Source organism: Williamsia sp. M5A3_1d, assembly GCF_053345315.1.
In genome coordinates, this window is the sequence record NZ_JBKEZX010000001.1 from 98,017 (window position 1) to 114,449 (window position 16,433).

The 16,433-nt window shown below is 68.8% G+C and carries 17 protein-coding genes; 11 read left to right on the top strand and 6 right to left on the bottom strand.

Going from position 1 to position 16,433, the window contains the following annotated elements:
• The first annotated feature begins 124 nt into the window (after positions 1-124).
• From ACLBW1_RS00515 to ACLBW1_RS00540, 6 genes are all read left to right on the top strand, one after another.
• Complete coding sequence (locus tag ACLBW1_RS00515) at positions 125-1,642, top strand: MFS transporter (protein WP_447809440.1); 1,518 nt, start codon at positions 125-127, stop codon at positions 1,640-1,642.
• 38 nt (positions 1,643-1,680) lie between these two features.
• Entirely contained in the window at positions 1,681-2,241 is a 561-nt protein-coding gene (locus ACLBW1_RS00520) for a nitroreductase family protein (protein WP_447809441.1), read from the top strand.
• Positions 2,238-3,860, top strand: a complete 1,623-nt coding sequence (locus ACLBW1_RS00525) for an FUSC family protein (protein ID WP_447809442.1) — start codon at positions 2,238-2,240, stop codon at positions 3,858-3,860. Before ACLBW1_RS00520 ends, ACLBW1_RS00525 begins: the two co-directional genes overlap by 4 nt.
• A gap of 172 nt (positions 3,861-4,032) precedes the next feature.
• On the top strand, positions 4,033-5,895 hold the full coding sequence (gene leuA / locus ACLBW1_RS00530) for a 2-isopropylmalate synthase (protein WP_447809443.1): 1,863 nt from the start codon (positions 4,033-4,035) through the stop codon (positions 5,893-5,895).
• A 163-nt stretch (positions 5,896-6,058) separates the two neighbouring features.
• The gene (locus ACLBW1_RS00535) at positions 6,059-7,540 is read left to right on the top strand and encodes a flavin-containing monooxygenase (RefSeq protein WP_447809444.1); all 1,482 of its coding nucleotides are present in this window, start codon (positions 6,059-6,061) and stop codon (positions 7,538-7,540) included.
• 139 nt (positions 7,541-7,679) lie between these two features.
• Complete coding sequence (locus ACLBW1_RS00540; protein ID WP_447809445.1) at positions 7,680-8,612, top strand: NADPH:quinone reductase; 933 nt, start codon at positions 7,680-7,682, stop codon at positions 8,610-8,612.
• A gap of 92 nt (positions 8,613-8,704) precedes the next feature.
• On the opposite strand, the gene ACLBW1_RS00545 is transcribed toward ACLBW1_RS00540, so the two are convergent.
• A complete protein-coding gene (locus ACLBW1_RS00545) occupies positions 8,705-9,655 on the bottom strand; it encodes a LysR family transcriptional regulator (RefSeq protein ID WP_447809446.1) in 951 nt (316 codons plus the stop codon).
• Between the two features lie 73 nt (positions 9,656-9,728).
• Between ACLBW1_RS00545 and ACLBW1_RS00550 the strand changes: the two genes are divergently transcribed.
• The 4 genes from ACLBW1_RS00550 to ACLBW1_RS00565 are packed head-to-tail and all read left to right on the top strand — an operon-like array spanning position 9,729 to position 13,137.
• On the top strand, positions 9,729-10,754 hold the full coding sequence (locus tag ACLBW1_RS00550) for an EamA family transporter (RefSeq protein ID WP_447809448.1): 1,026 nt from the start codon (positions 9,729-9,731) through the stop codon (positions 10,752-10,754).
• Positions 10,751-11,917, top strand: coding sequence for a MurT ligase domain-containing protein (locus ACLBW1_RS00555; protein ID WP_447809450.1), 1,167 nt, complete (start codon positions 10,751-10,753; stop codon positions 11,915-11,917). The genes ACLBW1_RS00550 and ACLBW1_RS00555 overlap by 4 nt, the downstream gene beginning before the upstream one ends.
• Positions 11,910-12,635, top strand: coding sequence for a type 1 glutamine amidotransferase (locus ACLBW1_RS00560; RefSeq protein WP_447809452.1), 726 nt, complete (start codon positions 11,910-11,912; stop codon positions 12,633-12,635). The genes ACLBW1_RS00555 and ACLBW1_RS00560 overlap by 8 nt, the downstream gene beginning before the upstream one ends.
• Before the next feature lie 43 nt (positions 12,636-12,678).
• On the top strand, positions 12,679-13,137 hold the full coding sequence (locus ACLBW1_RS00565) for a hypothetical protein (RefSeq protein ID WP_447809453.1): 459 nt from the start codon (positions 12,679-12,681) through the stop codon (positions 13,135-13,137).
• Positions 13,138-13,145: 8 nt separating this feature from the next.
• On the opposite strand, the gene ACLBW1_RS00570 is transcribed toward ACLBW1_RS00565, so the two are convergent.
• Positions 13,146-14,039 carry a LysR family transcriptional regulator gene (locus ACLBW1_RS00570; protein WP_447809454.1) on the bottom strand — a complete coding sequence of 298 codons (894 nt, stop codon included), beginning with the start codon at positions 14,037-14,039 and terminating at the stop codon, positions 13,146-13,148.
• A gap of 111 nt (positions 14,040-14,150) precedes the next feature.
• Here ACLBW1_RS00570 and ACLBW1_RS00575 point away from each other — a divergent pair, with 111 nt between their 5' ends.
• Positions 14,151-14,498, top strand: a complete 348-nt coding sequence (locus tag ACLBW1_RS00575) for a nuclear transport factor 2 family protein (protein WP_447809455.1) — start codon at positions 14,151-14,153, stop codon at positions 14,496-14,498.
• Positions 14,499-14,513: 15 nt separating this feature from the next.
• On the opposite strand, the gene ACLBW1_RS00580 is transcribed toward ACLBW1_RS00575, so the two are convergent.
• From ACLBW1_RS00580 to ACLBW1_RS00595, 4 genes are read right to left on the bottom strand one after another with little or no spacing between them, the layout of a single operon-like run.
• Positions 14,514-15,065: a uridine kinase family protein gene (locus ACLBW1_RS00580; protein WP_447809456.1), complete on the bottom strand. Its 552-nt coding sequence runs from the start codon at positions 15,063-15,065 to the stop codon at positions 14,514-14,516.
• An 8-nt stretch (positions 15,066-15,073) separates the two neighbouring features.
• Positions 15,074-15,685, bottom strand: a complete 612-nt coding sequence (gene recR, locus ACLBW1_RS00585; protein ID WP_055785114.1) for a recombination mediator RecR — start codon at positions 15,683-15,685, stop codon at positions 15,074-15,076.
• Positions 15,686-15,692: 7 nt separating this feature from the next.
• Positions 15,693-16,028, bottom strand: a complete 336-nt coding sequence (locus tag ACLBW1_RS00590; protein ID WP_447811089.1) for a YbaB/EbfC family nucleoid-associated protein — start codon at positions 16,026-16,028, stop codon at positions 15,693-15,695.
• Between the two features lie 49 nt (positions 16,029-16,077).
• A complete protein-coding gene (locus ACLBW1_RS00595; RefSeq protein ID WP_447809457.1) occupies positions 16,078-16,422 on the bottom strand; it encodes a hypothetical protein in 345 nt (114 codons plus the stop codon).
• Positions 16,423-16,433 lie beyond the last annotated feature (11 nt).

Here is a 16,433-nt window from a genome sequence, read left to right on the forward strand (position 1 = left end):
TGTCATTTGCGTACAGCGTACTCACGTGGGTATCTTTGCCGAGACGAACCATTCGCGTACGCCGTACGCGCGACCCTCTCATCGGGGTGGATCACGACCGAGTCAGCAGAAGGAGGACAGCAGCATGAGCACGATCGCGCAGACAACAGGAGGCGCCGACCCGCGAGGGACGCAGCCGCGCACCGACCCGCGCGCCTGGCTGGGCCTCGCGATCATGTCGCTGCCGGTGCTGCTGGTCGCCATGGACTTCTCGGTCCTCTACCTCGCCATCCCGACGATCACCGATCAGCTCGAGCCATCGGCCGCCGAGCAACTCTGGATCGTCGACATCTACGGCTTCCTCATCGCCGGCCTGCTCATCACGATGGGCAACATCGGCGACCGCTTCGGGCGCCGCAAGATCCTGCTGTCGGGTGCCACGGTGTTCGGCCTCGCGTCACTTATCGCGGCGTTCGCGCCCAACGCGGAGATACTGATCGGCGCCCGCGCGCTGATGGGCATCGGCGGCGCCACCCTGCTGCCCGCGAGCCTCTCGCTGATCAGCAACATGTTCCCCAACCTGCGACACCGGTCGCTGGCCATCGGCGTGTGGACGGCCTCGTTCGCCGGCGGCTCGGCGGTCGGTCCGGTCATCGGCGGCGTGGTGCTGCACCACTTCTGGTGGGGTTCGATCTTCCTGCTCAACGTCCCGATCCTGCTGGTGCTTCTCGTGCTCGCACCGCGATTCGTCCCCGAATACCGTTCGGGCACCACCGATCCCTTCGACGGCCTCGGTGTGGTGCTGTCGCTGCTGGGCATCCTGCCGCTGATCTACGCGATCAAGCACGTCGCCGCCGACGGTGTCGATGCCGTCGGGATCGTCTCCGCGATCATCGGCGTGGTCGCGATCATGGCGTTCATCCGTCAGCAGAGGAACGCGAAACACCCTCTGCTGCAGGTCAACCTGTTCCGACTCCCGGCGTTCACCTCGGCGATCATGGCCGCGTTGACCTGCATGATGACCCTCGGCGCGTTGTCGTATCTGACCGGCATCTACCTGCAGTCGGTGCTCGGGCGTGACGTGCTCGCCGCGGCACTGGCAGGGGTGCCGATGGCCGTCGCCGTCGCAGTGTTCTCGCTGGGGGCATCGCGGATCAGCTCGCTGCTGGGCAATCGCGGGGCCTTCGTGACGGCACTGTTGTTCGCAGCGGTCGGCAATCTCGGTCTGCTGGCCCTGGGCACCGACACCCCGCTGTGGATCTACCTCGTGTCGACCACGGTCGCCGGCGTCGGCTACGGCATCGTCTTCAGCCTGGTGTCGGAGGTCGCGGTGGCCTCGGCTCCGCCCGAACGTGCGGGCGCGGCGTCGGGGATCTCCGAGACCAGCTTCGAGCTCGGCACCTCGCTCGGTCTCGCGCTCATCGGTTCGCTGGCCACGCTGGTGTTCCGCGGCAATTCCGACGGACGCGACTTTTCCGACACGCTCGGCGAGACCCTCCGGCACGCAACACAACTGGGGTCGGCACAGGGAGGCGACCTCGCGCAGGCCGCGCGGGCCGCCTTTGTCGACGGCCTGCACGTCGCGGTCGGTGCCAGCACGGGAATACTGGTGGTGATGGCCGCCGTTATCGCCGTCGTACTGCGCCGCCGACCAGCGCGCTGATGGTGCCCGCATCGCGGGCGCAGGGAGGGACGACAACCGTGCACGAGCTCTTCGAGAAGCGATGGAGCGCGCGAGGCCTCGACGCCTCGGCGACGATTCCCGCCGATGACCTGACCGCGATCCTCGAGGCCGGGCGGTGGGCACCGACGTGGGGATCGACCCAACCGGTGCGGTTCGTCGTCGGTGTGCGCGGCGATGCGACCTTCACCGCGCTCACCGAGGTGCTCAGTCGCGGGAACACCTGGGCCACAGCGGCATCGGCGCTGATCCTGCTCACCACCCGCGACGACGCCGACGACGCGAACGCGACCACCTACGGCGCCGTCGATCTCGGACTCACGACCGCCCAGATGATCCTGCAGGCCGTCGATCTCGGTTACGTGGGTCATCCCATGGCCGGCTTCGAGGTCCCCGCCACCATCGAACGCTTCGAGATCCCCGCCGGTGAGCGCCCGCTGGTGCTGCTGGCCGTCGGGACCCTGGCCGATCCCGACACCCTCGACCCGAAGATCGCCGAGAAGGACGCGCGCGAGCGCACCCGACGGCCCCTGGACGAGATCGCCTTCGCCGAGCGCTGGGGCCACCCCTTCGGCGGATGAGCACCGACGTCGGCTCGGCACCGCACCCGCCGCCCGAACGACCGGCGCTCCGTGCCCTGTTCTTCGGGGTGTCGGGTTTCGGTACGCGCTGGCCGGCCGCGATCCGGGCCGCGGCCGCCTTCGCGCTGCCCGCGGTCGCGTTGTTGATCGGCGGGTTCGGGCACAACGCGCTGTTCGCCGCCCTCGGTTCGTTCGCGGTGCTCTACGGCGAGAACCGCCCCTTCCGCATCCGTTGGCGTGTCATCGGTGTCGCCGCGGCCACGCTGCTCGCCTCGGTCGCGGTGATGGGGACCCTCGGCCATCTCGCCGGCCCCGACGCATCGGCCGGGGTGCGTTCGGGACTGGTGATGGCGTCGGTCGTCATCGCCGGTGTCGCGGTGTTCGTGGGCAACGCCCTGCGCATCGGACCACCCGGACCGCTGTTCTTCGTCCTCACCGGCGGGATCGCGGCCACGGTCACCCAGCACGGGGTGAACCCGTGGGTCGTGGTCGGGTGCACCGCGGCCGGAACCGTCGGATCGTTGGTCGCCGGGATGGCACCGGCCCTCGCGCACCGTTCGCGACCCGAGGAGTCATCGGTCACCGCGGCCGTCGCCGCGATCGAGCACTACCTCTCCACCGACGCGCCACCGGAATCCGCGCTGCGGCAGGGCGCGTCGGGCCACCTGCTGCACGCCTGGAGCGTGCTGCACGACGCCGCGCAGACCGACGGTGAACTGGCGCGGCGGCTCTGGCGGTCGCATCACCGACTCCACGGATCGGCCGCCGACGACACCGCGCTCGCGACCGCGCCGCTGCCGCGCCCCTCTGTGATGCAGCGCCTGCGGGCCGCTGCGCATCCCCACAGCCACGCCGCGGTTGCGACGATGCGGGTGGTCGTGGCGGCCACCGTCGTCGGGCTGGTCTCGGTCGCGGTCGGACTGAGCCGACCGGACTGGGCGATCGCCGCGGTCGTCCTGGTGCTGCAGCTCGGGCCCGACCGCATCCGCGGCGTGCTGCGCGGGGCGCACCGGCTGGCCGGAACCGTTGTCGGCGTGGGCCTGTTCGCCGTGGTGCACCTGCTCGAACCCGGCGACGTGGCGCTCGTCGTGATCCTGACCGCCCTCACCTTCGCCATCGAGATCAGCGTGGTGAGCAACTACGGGCTCGCCGTCCTCGCCATCACACCGCTGGCCCTCCTGATGTCGCCGACGACGGCCGGGCTCGCCGTGATCGCCGGTGACCGCATCGTCGAGACGGCGCTGGGAGTGGCCGTCGCGGTCGCCGCGTTGTGGGTGGTGGGTACCGGTGCGCACCGCCGCACCACGCGGTGGTCCCGGTCGGCCGCGGTCGGCGACATGCAGCGCCTGCTCGAAGACGTCGCCGACGGCTCACCACACACCGACGTCGCGCGTGCGCGTCGCCGGGATGTGCAGTGGGCACTCATGGAGGCCGAACTCGCGGCCACCGAGAGCGCCATCGACGAACCTCGCTGGGCCCGCACCGACTGGCCGTCACACGTGCGGTTACGCCGCCTCGGGCACGGCCTCCTCGCAGCGTGCTGGACGGCGCCACACGACCGACCGCTCGATGCCGGCACCGTCGCCGAACTGCGGGACCGTGCCGCAGCGGTCGGCTGAACTCCGCCGGGCGGGTGTTTGGCCCATCCCGGGGGCGGGGGTATCGTCTGCCATCATGCGGCGCAGCCTCCTCCTCGGGTGCCGCGGCGGGGTCTGATCAGACCGGCTCCCCGTCGCGGGGGTCGATACTGCGCCGGTCACTTCATCCACGACCACGGAGAAATGACCCTCAATGCCTGCAGCAGACAGTTTTCGTTCCGGAGCCAGCCGCATCGTGTCTCCCGGCGGCCCCGTCCCCTCTGATCAACCGAGCTGGAACACCCAGCGCGCGTCGGCGATGCCGTCGCATCGGTACAAGCCCTTCGCCGATGAGGTCGAGTCGGTCACGCTGGCCGACCGCACCTGGCCCGATCGCATCATCGACCGTGCCCCGGCGTGGTGCGCCGTCGATCTCCGGGACGGCAACCAGGCCCTGATCGACCCGATGAGCCCCGCCCGTAAGCGCCGCATGTTCGACCTGCTGGTGCGGATGGGCTACAAGGAGATCGAGGTCGGCTTCCCCTCGGCGAGCCAGACCGACTACGACTTCGTCCGCGAGATCATCACCGACGGGGCCATCCCCGACGACGTCACCATCCAGGTGCTCACCCAGTGCCGCGACGAGCTCATCGAGCGCACCTTCGACGCCTGTCGCGGGGCACGGTCGGTGATCGTGCACTTCTACAACTCGACCTCGGTGCTGCAGCGTCGCGTCGTGTTCCGCGCCGACAAGGCCGCGATCACGAAGATCGCCACCGACGCCGCGCACAAGGTGAAGTCGGAGGAGCAGAAGTACCCGGACACCCACTGGCGCTACGAGTACTCCCCCGAGTCGTACACCGGCACCGAGCTCAGTTACGCCAAGGAGGTGTGCGACGCGGTCACCGAGATCATCGCGCCCACACCGGAGAACCCGATCATCCTGAACCTGCCGGCGACGGTGGAGATGGCCACCCCGAACGTCTACGCCGATTCCATCGAGTGGATGCACCGTAACCTGGCGCGTCGCGACTCGGTCATCCTGAGCCTGCATCCCCACAACGATCGCGGAACCGCCGTCGCCGCTGCTGAACTCGGCTACCAGGCGGGCGCCGACCGCATCGAGGGCTGCCTGTTCGGCAACGGTGAGCGCACCGGCAACGTGTGCCTGGTGACCCTCGGCATGAACCTGTTCAGCCGCGGGGTCGATCCGCAGATCAGCTTCGCCGACATCGACGAGATCCGCCGCACGGTGGAGTACTGCAACCAGCTCGGTGTGGCCGAGCGCCACCCCTACGGCGGCGACCTGGTCTACACCGCGTTCTCGGGAAGCCACCAGGACGCGATCAACAAGGGCCTCGACCAGATGAAGATCGACGCCGACGCCGCCGACACGGACATCGACGACCTGTACTGGCAGGTGCCGTACCTGCCGATCGACCCCAAGGACGTCGGCCGCACCTACGAGGCGGTGATCCGCGTCAACAGCCAGTCGGGCAAGGGCGGTGTCGCCTACATCATGAAGTCCGACCACGGTCTCGCGATGCCGCGGCGACTGCAGATCGAGTTCAGTCGCGAGATCCAGAAGATCACCGACGGCGAGGGCGGCGAGGTGTCGCCCAAGGAGATGTGGGACGTCTTCGCCGACGAGTACCTGCACCCGCTCCGCCCGCTCGAGCGCATCAGCCAGCGCGTCGACGCCGCCGAGACCGACGACGGCGAGGACCGCATCTCTGCCGTGGTCAAGGTCGACGGCGTCGAGAAGGAGATCGCGGGACGCGGCAACGGGCCGCTCGCGGCCTTCGTCGACGCCCTGGGCACCGTCGGGTTCAACATCCGGATCCTCGACTACAGCGAACACGCGATGACCGCGGGGTTCGACGCCAGCGCGGCCAGCTACGTGGAGACCGAGATCGACGGCGAGGTCGTGTGGGGTGTCGGCATCGCCACCTCGATCACCACCGCGACGCTGCGCGCGGTCGTCTCGGCGGTCAACCGCAACCACCGCAAGCGGTTCGGACCGGGGAACGGCGACGACGTCGCCGCCGGTCCGGCACCGCGCACCTGGGCGCCCTGAGCGGCGCGAACCCGCTTCGAACTGACGAACCCGCCTCCTGCAGGAGGCAGGTTCGTCAGTTCAGGGCGGTGTCGCCGGCGGTCGACCTTGACGCCGAAGCGGACATGCACGACACTCCTCGGATAACTGTTACCTCCCGTACCACCTATCTGAGGGGTCGACGATGACACCACAGTTCGACGCGATCATCGTCGGCGCCGGTTTCGGCGGCATGGGCGCGGCCATCGCGCTCGCCGAACTCGGCCTCCACAACATCTCCATCCTCGAACGCGAGGACGACCTCGGCGGGACATGGCACGTCAACCACTACCCCGGTCTCGCCGTCGACATCGCCTCGGTGACCTACTCGTACTCCTTCGCGCCGAACCCGTACTGGTCACGACTGTTCGCCCCGGGCGCGGAACTCAAGCGCTACGCCGAACACGTCGCCGACACCTACGATCTGCGTCGGTCGATGCGGTTCGGTGTCGTGGTGGAGCGTGCCGAATGGGATGACGCAGAGCAGCACTGGGTCGTCACCACCGCCGACGGCGAGACGCTCACCGGTCGATTCCTCGTCACCGCCACGGGGTTCCTCTCCCAGCCGTACACGCCCGACTTCCCCGGCATCGACACCTTCGCGGGGAAGATCATCCACACCACGCGGTGGGACGACACCCACGATTTCGCCGGCGAACGCGCCGCGATCATCGGGACCGGCGCGACCGCCGTGCAGCTGATCCCCGAGATAGCAGCGCACGCAAGCGATCTCACGGTGTTCCAGCGCACGCCGATCTGGGTGGTCCCCAAGATCGACTTCGCCATACCGCGCGTCGTCCAGCGACTCTTCGCCCGCGTCCCCAACACGCAACGGGTGGCCCGCACGGTGAACAACGCGATCCTCGAGGCCATCATGGTGGTCGGGGTGTTGCACTTCCGACAGGCCAAGGCGGTCAACCGGATCGCGGCCGCGGTCGCGCGAGCACATCTGCGGGTGTCGGTGCGGGATCGGACGACGCGACGGGCCCTCACGCCGCACTACGACTTCGGCTGTAAGCGACCCACGTTCTCCAACAAATACTTCCGCACCTTCAACCGGCCGAACACCCGCTTGCAGACCTCGTCCATCGAACGGTTCACCGCTGATGCGGTGATCACCGCCGACGGCACCCGCACGCCCATCGACACCCTGGTGCTCGCGACCGGCTTCAACCTGTGGGACGTCAACTTCCCGGCATTGACGATCGTCGGTCGCGAGGGTCGGGATCTCGGGGCATGGTGGCGGGAGAACCGCTTCCAGGCCTACGAGGGCATCACGGTGCCGAGATTCCCGAACCTGTTGAGCCTCAACAGCCCGTACTCCTACAGCGGGTTGTCGTACTTCACCACCATCGAATCGCAGATGGCCCACATGAAGCGGTTGCTGACCGAACTCGAACGCCGTGGTGCGGCCACCTTCGAGGTCACCGACGAGGCGAACTCGGCCTTCCTCGACGACGTGACCGAGAAACTCGGCGACTCGGTCTTCTACGGCGGGCAGTGCTCCACCTCGCGCAGCTACTACTTCAACCAGCACGGCGAGGCCGCGCTGCTGCGTCCGACGTCGACATCGGCGTCGTTCGCGGCCGCATCGACGTTCCCCGTGAGCGACTACCAGTTCAGCTGACCCGCGAATCCGGCCGTATCGGCGCGGCGGGGAACGGTCGGCGGCCGTGGCGTCTTGGATGGGGGTATCCCCTACGAGAGGCGAGCCCGTGCGCGCTGCGTTCTATGACCGGCAGGGTCCGGCGACCGAGGTCCTCCAGGTGGGCGAGATCGCCGAGAGCGAGCCCGGTGACGGCGAGGTCCGGGTACAACTCACCCGCTCGGGCATCAACCCCGGCGATGTGAAGAAACGCCAGGCCTGGCTGGATGCACCGATGGCGTTCGACCGCGTGGTGCCGCACAGCGACGGTGCCGGCGTGATCGACGCGACGGGACCCGGCGTCGACCCGGCTCGTGTCGGTACCCGGGTGTGGATCTACGGCGCCCAGTCCTATCGGCCGTTCGGGACCGCGGCGCAGAGCACGGTCGTGCCGAATGATCTGGCCGTGGACCTGCCGGATCAGGTGAGCGACTCGGTGGGTGCATCGCTCGGGATCCCCGGCATCACCGGGCACCGCGCGGTGTTCGCCGACGGGCCGGTCGAGGGGAAGACGGTGCTCGTCCACGGGGTGCTCGGCGCCGTGGGGTCTTTGGCCGCCCAGCTCGCACGACGCGGGGGCGCGACCGTCATCGGAACCGTCCGTCGCGACACCGACGTCGCACGGGTCCCCGGTTCGGTGGCCGACTCCGTGATCTCCCTCGAGTCCGACGCGGCCGAGCGGATACGCGCGGTCGCGCCGGGCGGTGTCGACCGCATCATCGAGGTCGCGTTCTCGGCGAACATCGAGCTCGATTCCGCGGTCGTCGCGAACAACGCCGTCATCGCCGTCTACGGCAGTCCCGACCCACGCCCCACCTTCCCGCTGTGGCCGCTGCTGTTCGCCAACGTGTCGATCCACCTTCTCGGCAGTGACGACTTCTCGCGAGAGGCGAAACGCGCTGCCGCCACAGACCTCACCGCGGCCGCCGCCGAGAACACGCGCCTGGTGCCGGTCATCGAGGAGTCTCCGCTCGAGGAGATCGCGGCCGCACACGATCTCGTCGAGCACGGTCGACCGTCGGGCAGGGTGGTCCTCACCATCGAGACCTCGTGAACGCCGTCGCGGTCGAGCTGTGAGCACGACGACCGACAGCCGGGGTCACCTGGCGCGCAGGAATTGGCTGCTGATGAGTGCTGTACTGCGAACTATGTAGACGGCGCGGGGTGACCATCACGAACACCAGCTGACCATTCGTCGCGAACCGGGCCCTCGAACCGCGAGCATTCGTCCGACAGTGTGGTCGCCACCGACGCGACCACCACACGATCGAGCGCGCGGGGCCGGTGCAGGATCTCGTAGACGCGCGCAGCACGGACACCCGAGAGCACGAGTCGGTGGACCTGCGGATGCCGAACGGCGTGTCGTGGGATCAGCGCGATGCCGTGCCCGGCGGCCACCATGGCCTCGATGACGGCGAAGTCGTTGATGCGGTGGACGACTCGCGGCGCCACACCGGTGACCGTGGCGAGCGACAACAGCACGTCGTCGACGGGGAACCCACCGCGCACGCTGATCCAGTCCTCGTCGTCGAGGTCGTCGAGACTCACCGATTCCCGATCGGCCAGCCGATGATCCGGTGGGACGACGAGGTCGACGGGCTCACGCATCACCACCGACCTACGCACCCGGGGTGAGGTGATCGACGGTGCGCGTTCGTCGCGGTGGGTGAGCACGAGGTCGTGGTCGGCGAGGGTGTCGGACGCCGACGCGTAGGGCACGTCGACATCGGCGGCCACGAGCTCGATCCCCGACGATCTCGTCGCCGACAACAGCCCTGGCAGGAGAAGGGCCGCGGCGGAGGGGAACATCGCGAGTCGCACCGTACCGACGGTGGTGCGAGACCGGGCGGCCATCTCGTCGGCGGCCCGGTCGACGGCCGCGATCACCTCGTCGGCCCGCAGGACCAGCGCGCGGCCCGCGTCGGTGAGCCGCAGCCCTCGGCCCTGCTGCTCGAGGAGTTCGATCCCCGCCTCACGAGCGAGCACCTTGAGTTGCTGCGACACCGCCGACGGCGTGAGTCGCATCGCATCGGCGACGGCGCCGACACTGCCTCGATCGGCGAACTCCCGCAGCAGCCGCAGTCGGTGGACATCCATGTAGAAAAACTACACGGACAATCCATAACAATTCGATTGTCCTGAAGCAGCGCGGACGCTCACGATGATGACCATGAGTACTCGCCACCGTCTGATCGGCCTGACCGTCGTGGTCCTGTGGGGACTCAACTTCATCGCGATCCACGCGGGGCTCGAACACTTCCCACCGTTCTTCTTCGCCGCACTGAGGTTCGCGGTGATGGCGATCCCGGTGATCCTGTTCGTCCCGTTCCCGAACGTCCCCGTGCGCTGGTTGCTGCTCTACGGCACCGGGTTCGGGATCGTGCAGTTCGCGTTCCTGTTCCTCGCGCTGGCCACCGGCATGCCGACCGGTCTCGCATCGCTGGTGTTGCAGTCGTCGGCGCCGTTCACCGTCGTCCTCGGGGTGCTGCTGCTCGGCGAGCGGATGACGCGGCGGCAGGTGCTGGGCATCGGTGTCGCGGTCGGGGGCATGGTGCTGATCGGGATCGACCGAGCCGAGGCCGGCGCCGGGATCGGTGTGCTGCCGATGCTGCTCACCCTGATCGCCGGACTCGGCTGGGCCTTCGGCAACCTCGGCAGCCGTCTGGCCAAGCCCGACAACCCCATGCGACTCACGCTGTGGATGTGCGTGATCCCGCCGATCCCGCTGTACCTGGTGAGCCTGGTGATCGAGGGGCCCTCGGCGGGGGTCGACGCACTGTCGACTGCGTTCACCCACGAGGGCCTGATCGCACTCGGCGGCCTCGCATATGTGATCGTCCTGGGGACCATCGCCGGGTCGGGACTGTGGACCTATCTGATGAGCAAGCACCCCGCGAGCACCGTGGCGCCGTTCTCGCTGCTGGTGCCCGTGGTGGGGATCACCGCCTCGTGGCTGGCGCTGGGCGAGGACCCGTCTGCGCTGCAGCTCATCGGGGCGGCGGTGGTCATCCTCGGGTGCCTGGGCGGCATGATGGGCGCGGCGGGCAGAGCGGTCCCTGTGACAGACTCGTCGGCATGTCCGACGCTCCCAGAACCCCCCGGGCGCGCCTCCCGATCCGCACTCGGACGGCGCTCGCGGCGGCCGCAGGAGCCCGCTGGGCCTCCCAGAGAACCGGTCGCGGCAAAGGCTCGATGATCGGTGGCCTCATCGCGGCGAAGATCGACCCCTCGATCATGGGGCGACTCGCCGGCGGCAAGGCCACCGCACTCATCACCGGTACCAACGGCAAGTCCACGACGACGAAGATGACCGCGGCCGCGCTGGCCTCGCTCGGTTCCGTCATCAGTCAGGCCGACGGCGCGAACATGGACGCCGGCATCATCGCCGCGCTCACCCTCGGCCGCGATGCCCCGTACGCGGCGATCGAGGTCGACGAGCTGCACGTCCCGCACGTGTCCGACGCCGTCGATCCCGATGTACTCGTGCTGCTCAACCTCTCGCGCGATCAACTCGACCGCGTGGGAGAGATCAACATCATCGAGCGCAGATTGCGTGAGGGCGTCGACAGGCACCCGGAGATGACGGTGATCGCCAACTGCGACGACGTGCTCGTCGCCTCGGCGGCGTACGACGCGGCGAACGTGGTGTGGGTGGCCGCCGGAGCCGGGTGGGCCAACGACTCGGTCAGCTGCCCCCGCTCGGGCGAGCCGATCATCCGCTCCGGTGACGTGTGGTTCAGCAGCGGCACCGACTTCCGACGTCCCACTCCCACATGGTGGTTCGACGACCACTCCATCTACGGACCCGACGGGTTCACCGCACCGATGACGCTCACGCTGCCCGGTAAGGCCAACCGCGGCAACGCGACCCAGGCTGTGGCCGCCGCGGTCGCGATGGGTGCCGATCCGTACACCGCGGTTGTCGCAGTGTCCGAGGTCGGTGAGGTCGCCGGACGCTACGGGGTACGGACCGTGGGCCCGCACTCGGTACGTCTGCTGCTCGCAAAAAACCCCGCGGGGTGGCAGGAGGCGCTGTCGATGATCGACCCCGACGCCGCCGGACTGGTGATCGCCGTCAACGGTCAGGTGCCCGACGGCGAGGACCTCTCGTGGCTGTGGGACGTGCGTTTCGAGCATTTCGAGAACACCACCGTGGTCGCCGCGGGCGAACGCGCATCCGATCTCGGGGTGCGGTTGATCTACGCCGGGGCCGAGCACCAGACCATCCCCGATCCGCTCGTGGCCATCGCCTCGTGCCCGCCCGGGCGCGTCGATGTCCTCGCCAACTACACCGCGTTCCGCGATCTCGGTGTCGCCATCGACCGCATCGAACGTTCGGAGGGCGCGCGCCGTGGCTGATCACACCTCCACCCTCCGAATCGGATTGGTGCTTCCCGACGTGATGGGCACCTACGGTGACGGCGGCAACGCGCTCGTCCTCCGGCAACGCGCCCGCATGCGCGGGATCGACGCCGAGATCGTGGAGATCACCCTCGACGATCCCGTACCCGACTCCCTCGACGTCTACACACTCGGCGGCGCCGAGGACTACGCGCAGCGCCTCGCCACCCGACACCTGTTGCGCCACCCGGGTTTACAGAAAGCCGCCCAGCGCGGCGTCCCGGTCCTGGCGATCTGCGCGGCCATCCAGGTGCTGGGCCACTGGTACGAGACGTCGGCGGGTGAGCGGGTCGAGGGCGTCTCGATGCTCGACCTCACCACGACCCCGCAGGCCACCCGCAGCATCGGCGAACTGGTCACCAGTCCCACCCTGCCCGGCCTCATCCAGCAGCTCACCGGCTTCGAGAACCACCGTGGCGGAACGGTTCTGGGCGCCGACTCGGTCCCCCTGGCCCGTGTCGATTCCGGTCACGGCAACCGCGCCGGCGATCGGGCCGACGGCGCTGTCACCGGATCGGTGATCGGCACCTACCTTCACGGTCCGGTTCTCGCCCGCAACCCGGAACTCGCCGATCACCTGCTGTCGCAGGCCATGGGTGGCGCCCCGCTCGCACCCCTCGACCTGCCCGAGATCGATCAACTCCGCCGCGAACGGATTGCGGCCGCGAGGCGCTGAACTCCCCGCAGGAATTGTCGTGGCCGTGTGCGATGGTCACCGGATGTCTGCGGCCACCACACACCAGCTGTTTCTGGGCATCCGTGTCGAGAGTCCCTGCGATGTGGCAGATCTCGACACCTGGACGTGGTCGCTGGTCACCGGGCTGTGCCGCGCACTCGACTGGTCCGTCGTCGGCCAGAGCACCGCGGAGCGCGAGCGAGGCGTCACCGTGACCTCCGTCGCGACGGACCACACCGGGGACCCCATCACGATCACGACCTTCTGGCGTCACGCGTGCACGCTGGTCGAGTTCCCACCGATCGAGGCGTCCGGAGTGCCCCTCACGGCCATGGTGCTGGAGGCCGAGTTCACCGACTCACCGGATTTCGTCGTCCGGGCCGGCGCCTCGCACCCGGTGCGTGGTCACATGGTCTCGATCGATGAGCTGCTGTGGTTCGAGAACACCCGGCGCCACTGGGAGCGGGCCGACCTGGGGCCGACGCTCGAGGAACTCGACTAGCGCGCCGATCAGGTACGCGGACGTTCGAACCCCAGATCACCCGCGATCTCCAACCATCGCCGCACAGCCGGAACCGGTTCCGGACGCCACACGAGGGCGAGAAGAGCGTGAACCGGAGCGTCCTCGATGAGGACCGACACCAGCCCGTCGGCACGCGATTCGCCGATCGACGACTCGCTGAGTACAGCCACGCCCAGCCCGCGCGCCGCCAGATCCGCGATCGCATCGGGGGCACTGGCCTCCAGTCGGACGTCGGCGACCACCTCCGCCCGCGCGCAGTTCATCTCGAACGCCACCCGGATGCCGTTGCCGACCGGGAGGCAGACGATCGGGTGCGCGCACACCTCCGCCATCGTCAGGTGGGTCGATCGGGCGAGCGGATGATCACGTGTCACGCCCACCACCAACCGGTCGCGCACCAGCACGCGGGATTCGAGGCCGGCGGGCGGCGCTTCGGCGACGCCGACGAGGGCCACGTCGAGATCCGCTTCACGCACACGATCGACGAGGGCGGCCGACTGTCCCTCCACCAGCTCGATCGCCACATCGGGATGTGCGCGGTGGTACTCCGCGAGCGCCTCGACCAGCGCGCCGCTTCCGAATGCTGTCACCACGCCGAGGTCGAGTCGCCCCTGCACCAGATCGCCCACCTCGACGATGGCCCGGCCGAGAGCACGCACCTCGGCGAGGACGCGGCGGGCGTGATCGATCGCGACGGCACCGGCCGCGGTCGGCGTGGCCACACGAGCGCCACGATCGAACAGCGTCACCCCCAGCTCGCGTTCGAGGCGACGGATCTGCGCGCTGATGCCCGACTGGGTGACGTACAGACGACGGGCGGCACGGGTGAACCCGCCCTCGTCGGCCACGGCGACGAGATACTGGAGCTGACGCAATTCCATACCGGGACACTAGTGCTCCCCCGCACTGACCTGCGGCGACAATCGACGGTGATGGGTTCGATCACCACAAGTCGTTGGACCCGACACCACCTGCCGGCCGACGATCGGGACATGAACACAGTCAACGAGATCTCTGCGACCTACTTCTCCGCCTGGAAGGACAAGGACTTCGACACCCTCCGATCGATCCTCGCCGACGACGTGACCTTCGACGGCCCACTGGCCTCGCTCGACAACGCCGACGACTGCGTGGCGGGGCTGCGCGGCATGTCCGAGATCCTGGCCGACCTCGAGATCCTCAAGGTCGCCGTCGACGGCCCGGACGTGATCACGTGGTTCCGCCTGCACACCACCGTCGCCGAGCCCGCCCCCACCGTGAACTGGCAGACCGTCGTCGACGGCAAGATCAGTGCGATCCGGGTGGTCTTCGACCCGCGACAGCTGGTGTCCGGCGGCTGAGACGCACCAGGTCGATCAGCCGACGACCCGGCATCGCTCGCGGGTGCGATCGACGGCGAACCAGCCGGCCTCGAAGTCCTGCCACCGTCGCAGGTGCTCCCGGGTGCTCTCACCGTCGCGGGCCACCGCTCGTTCCAGGCGCTCCGGGGCACTTGGTCCGTCGAGCCACAATGCGTGATCCGCACGTCCGGTCATCGCGCTCCGCGCGCTCGAGACCCCCTCGATGATCAGCAGTGGTTCCCACCTGATCCACACCCGCGGACCGGGTTCGGCGACATCGCCGCGCCACACCCGGGGCCGGTGGCGATAGTCGTGCCGCCGCGTATACGCCTGCAGCACCTCGTGTTCCAGCTCAGGCCACCAGCCCACCGGATCGTCCCACGTCGCGAACTCGTCGGTGCGGATGAGTACCGCACCACGACGCCTCTCCCGCAGCGCGGCCATCACATCGTCGGCGAACGACGACTTGCCCGCACCCGACGGGCCGTCGATCACCACGATCCCGGTTCGGAGCTCATCGGCGAGACCCGTTGCGATCACACGGGAGTCGAGAGCAGGCGAGGACACGGCGACGGCTACGTGAGGACCCGGCGCCCCGACATGGCGCGGCCGAGGGTGAGCTCGTCGGCGAACTCGAGATCGCCACCCATGGGCAGACCCGATGCGAGGCGGGTGACCGACAGTCCCGGGAAATCCTTGAGCATCCGCACCAGATAGGTCGCGGTGGCCTCGCCCTCGGTGTTGGGGTCGGTGGCGACGATCACCTCGGTGACGTCGACACCGTCGGCCTGATTACCCAGACGCCGCAACAGTTCTCGGATGCGCAGCTGGTCGGGGCCGATGCCGCCGAGGGGGTCGAGGGCGCCACCGAGCACGTGGTAGCGGCCCTTGAACTCCTTGGTCCGCTCGATCGCCTGCACGTCCTTCGGTTCCTCCACCACACAGATCTTCGTGGTGTCGCGACGGGCGTCGGAGCAGATGCGACACAGCTTGTCGGCAGAGACGTTGCCGCATTCGGCGCAGAACGTGACGTCGTCGCGGACGTGTCCGAGCGCGGCGATCAACCGGTCGAACTCCTGGTTCTCGGAGCCGAGCAGGTGGAACGCAATGCGCTGTGCGCCTTTCGGTCCCAGACCGGGGAGCTTGGCCAGCTCGTCGATCAGATCCTGGATCGGTCCTTCGTACACGGGTCTGTCACTGACCGATGCCGGGGCCGCCGAATCCCGGCAGCCCACCACCCAGACCGCCGAGGCCACCGGCGAGGGGCCCCATGGTCTGCGAGGCCAGGGCGTCGCGCTTGCCCGCGAGATCAGCCAGGGCGCCCACGATCAGATCCTGCAGCGTCTCGACGTCGTCGACGTCGACCACCTTGGGGTCGATCGTCACGCCGGTGACCTCGCCGGTGCCGCTTCCGGTCACGGTGACCAGGCCGCCTCCGGCCGTGCCGGTCAGCTCGGTCTCCGCGATCTGGTTCTGCGCGGCGAGAAGCTGCTCCTGCATCTTCTGCGCCTGCGCCAACAGTCCTGCCATCGGGTTCTCGGGATCCACGGGCTCCAGAGTAGTGGGCGCGGCCCCGGTCTCAGCGCAGCAACCGCTCCACGTGCTCGGCGATCTCGTCGAGGGTCACGCCGTCGGCGGCCTCGGCGTCGAACGACAGGACATCGGTGCCCCCGAAGATGCGGGACGCGCGGGCGGTGAGCGCGAACTCGAACCGGTCCCCGACCCGCCGCCACTGCGTGATGCCGTCGGGGATCGGAGCGCTCACACCGGTGCTGACCTGGTACGTCGGCGCCGTGGTGGTGACCTGGGTCAGCAGGTCACGCTGGATCTGGAAGCAGTCGCTGCTCTCGGTGTCGAGGAAGACGACGGCCTCGAACGCCAGATCGGCGATGCGGTCGTACGACGCGACGATCATGCCGACCATGGTCGCACCCT

What these genes read in the sequence shown, in the direction of transcription:
- ACLBW1_RS00515 (WP_447809440.1), top strand. Translation starts at nt 125, where the DNA reads ATGAGCACGATCGCGCAGACAACAGGAGGCGCCGACCCGCGAGGGACG.
- ACLBW1_RS00525 (WP_447809442.1), top strand. Translation starts at nt 2,238, where the DNA reads ATGAGCACCGACGTCGGCTCGGCACCGCACCCGCCGCCCGAACGACCG.
- leuA (WP_447809443.1), top strand. Translation starts at nt 4,033, where the DNA reads ATGCCTGCAGCAGACAGTTTTCGTTCCGGAGCCAGCCGCATCGTGTCT.
- ACLBW1_RS00535 (WP_447809444.1), top strand. Translation starts at nt 6,059, where the DNA reads ATGACACCACAGTTCGACGCGATCATCGTCGGCGCCGGTTTCGGCGGC.
- ACLBW1_RS00545 (WP_447809446.1), bottom strand. Translation starts at nt 9,655, where the DNA reads ATGGATGTCCACCGACTGCGGCTGCTGCGGGAGTTCGCCGATCGAGGC.
- ACLBW1_RS00550 (WP_447809448.1), top strand. Translation starts at nt 9,729, where the DNA reads ATGAGTACTCGCCACCGTCTGATCGGCCTGACCGTCGTGGTCCTGTGG.
- ACLBW1_RS00555 (WP_447809450.1), top strand. Translation starts at nt 10,751, where the DNA reads ATGATCGGTGGCCTCATCGCGGCGAAGATCGACCCCTCGATCATGGGG.
- ACLBW1_RS00565 (WP_447809453.1), top strand. Translation starts at nt 12,679, where the DNA reads ATGTCTGCGGCCACCACACACCAGCTGTTTCTGGGCATCCGTGTCGAG.
- ACLBW1_RS00570 (WP_447809454.1), bottom strand. Translation starts at nt 14,039, where the DNA reads ATGGAATTGCGTCAGCTCCAGTATCTCGTCGCCGTGGCCGACGAGGGC.
- ACLBW1_RS00575 (WP_447809455.1), top strand. Translation starts at nt 14,151, where the DNA reads ATGAACACAGTCAACGAGATCTCTGCGACCTACTTCTCCGCCTGGAAG.
- ACLBW1_RS00590 (WP_447811089.1), bottom strand. Translation starts at nt 16,028, where the DNA reads ATGGCAGGACTGTTGGCGCAGGCGCAGAAGATGCAGGAGCAGCTTCTC.
- ACLBW1_RS00595 (WP_447809457.1), bottom strand. Translation starts at nt 16,422, where the DNA reads ATGGTCGGCATGATCGTCGCGTCGTACGACCGCATCGCCGATCTGGCG.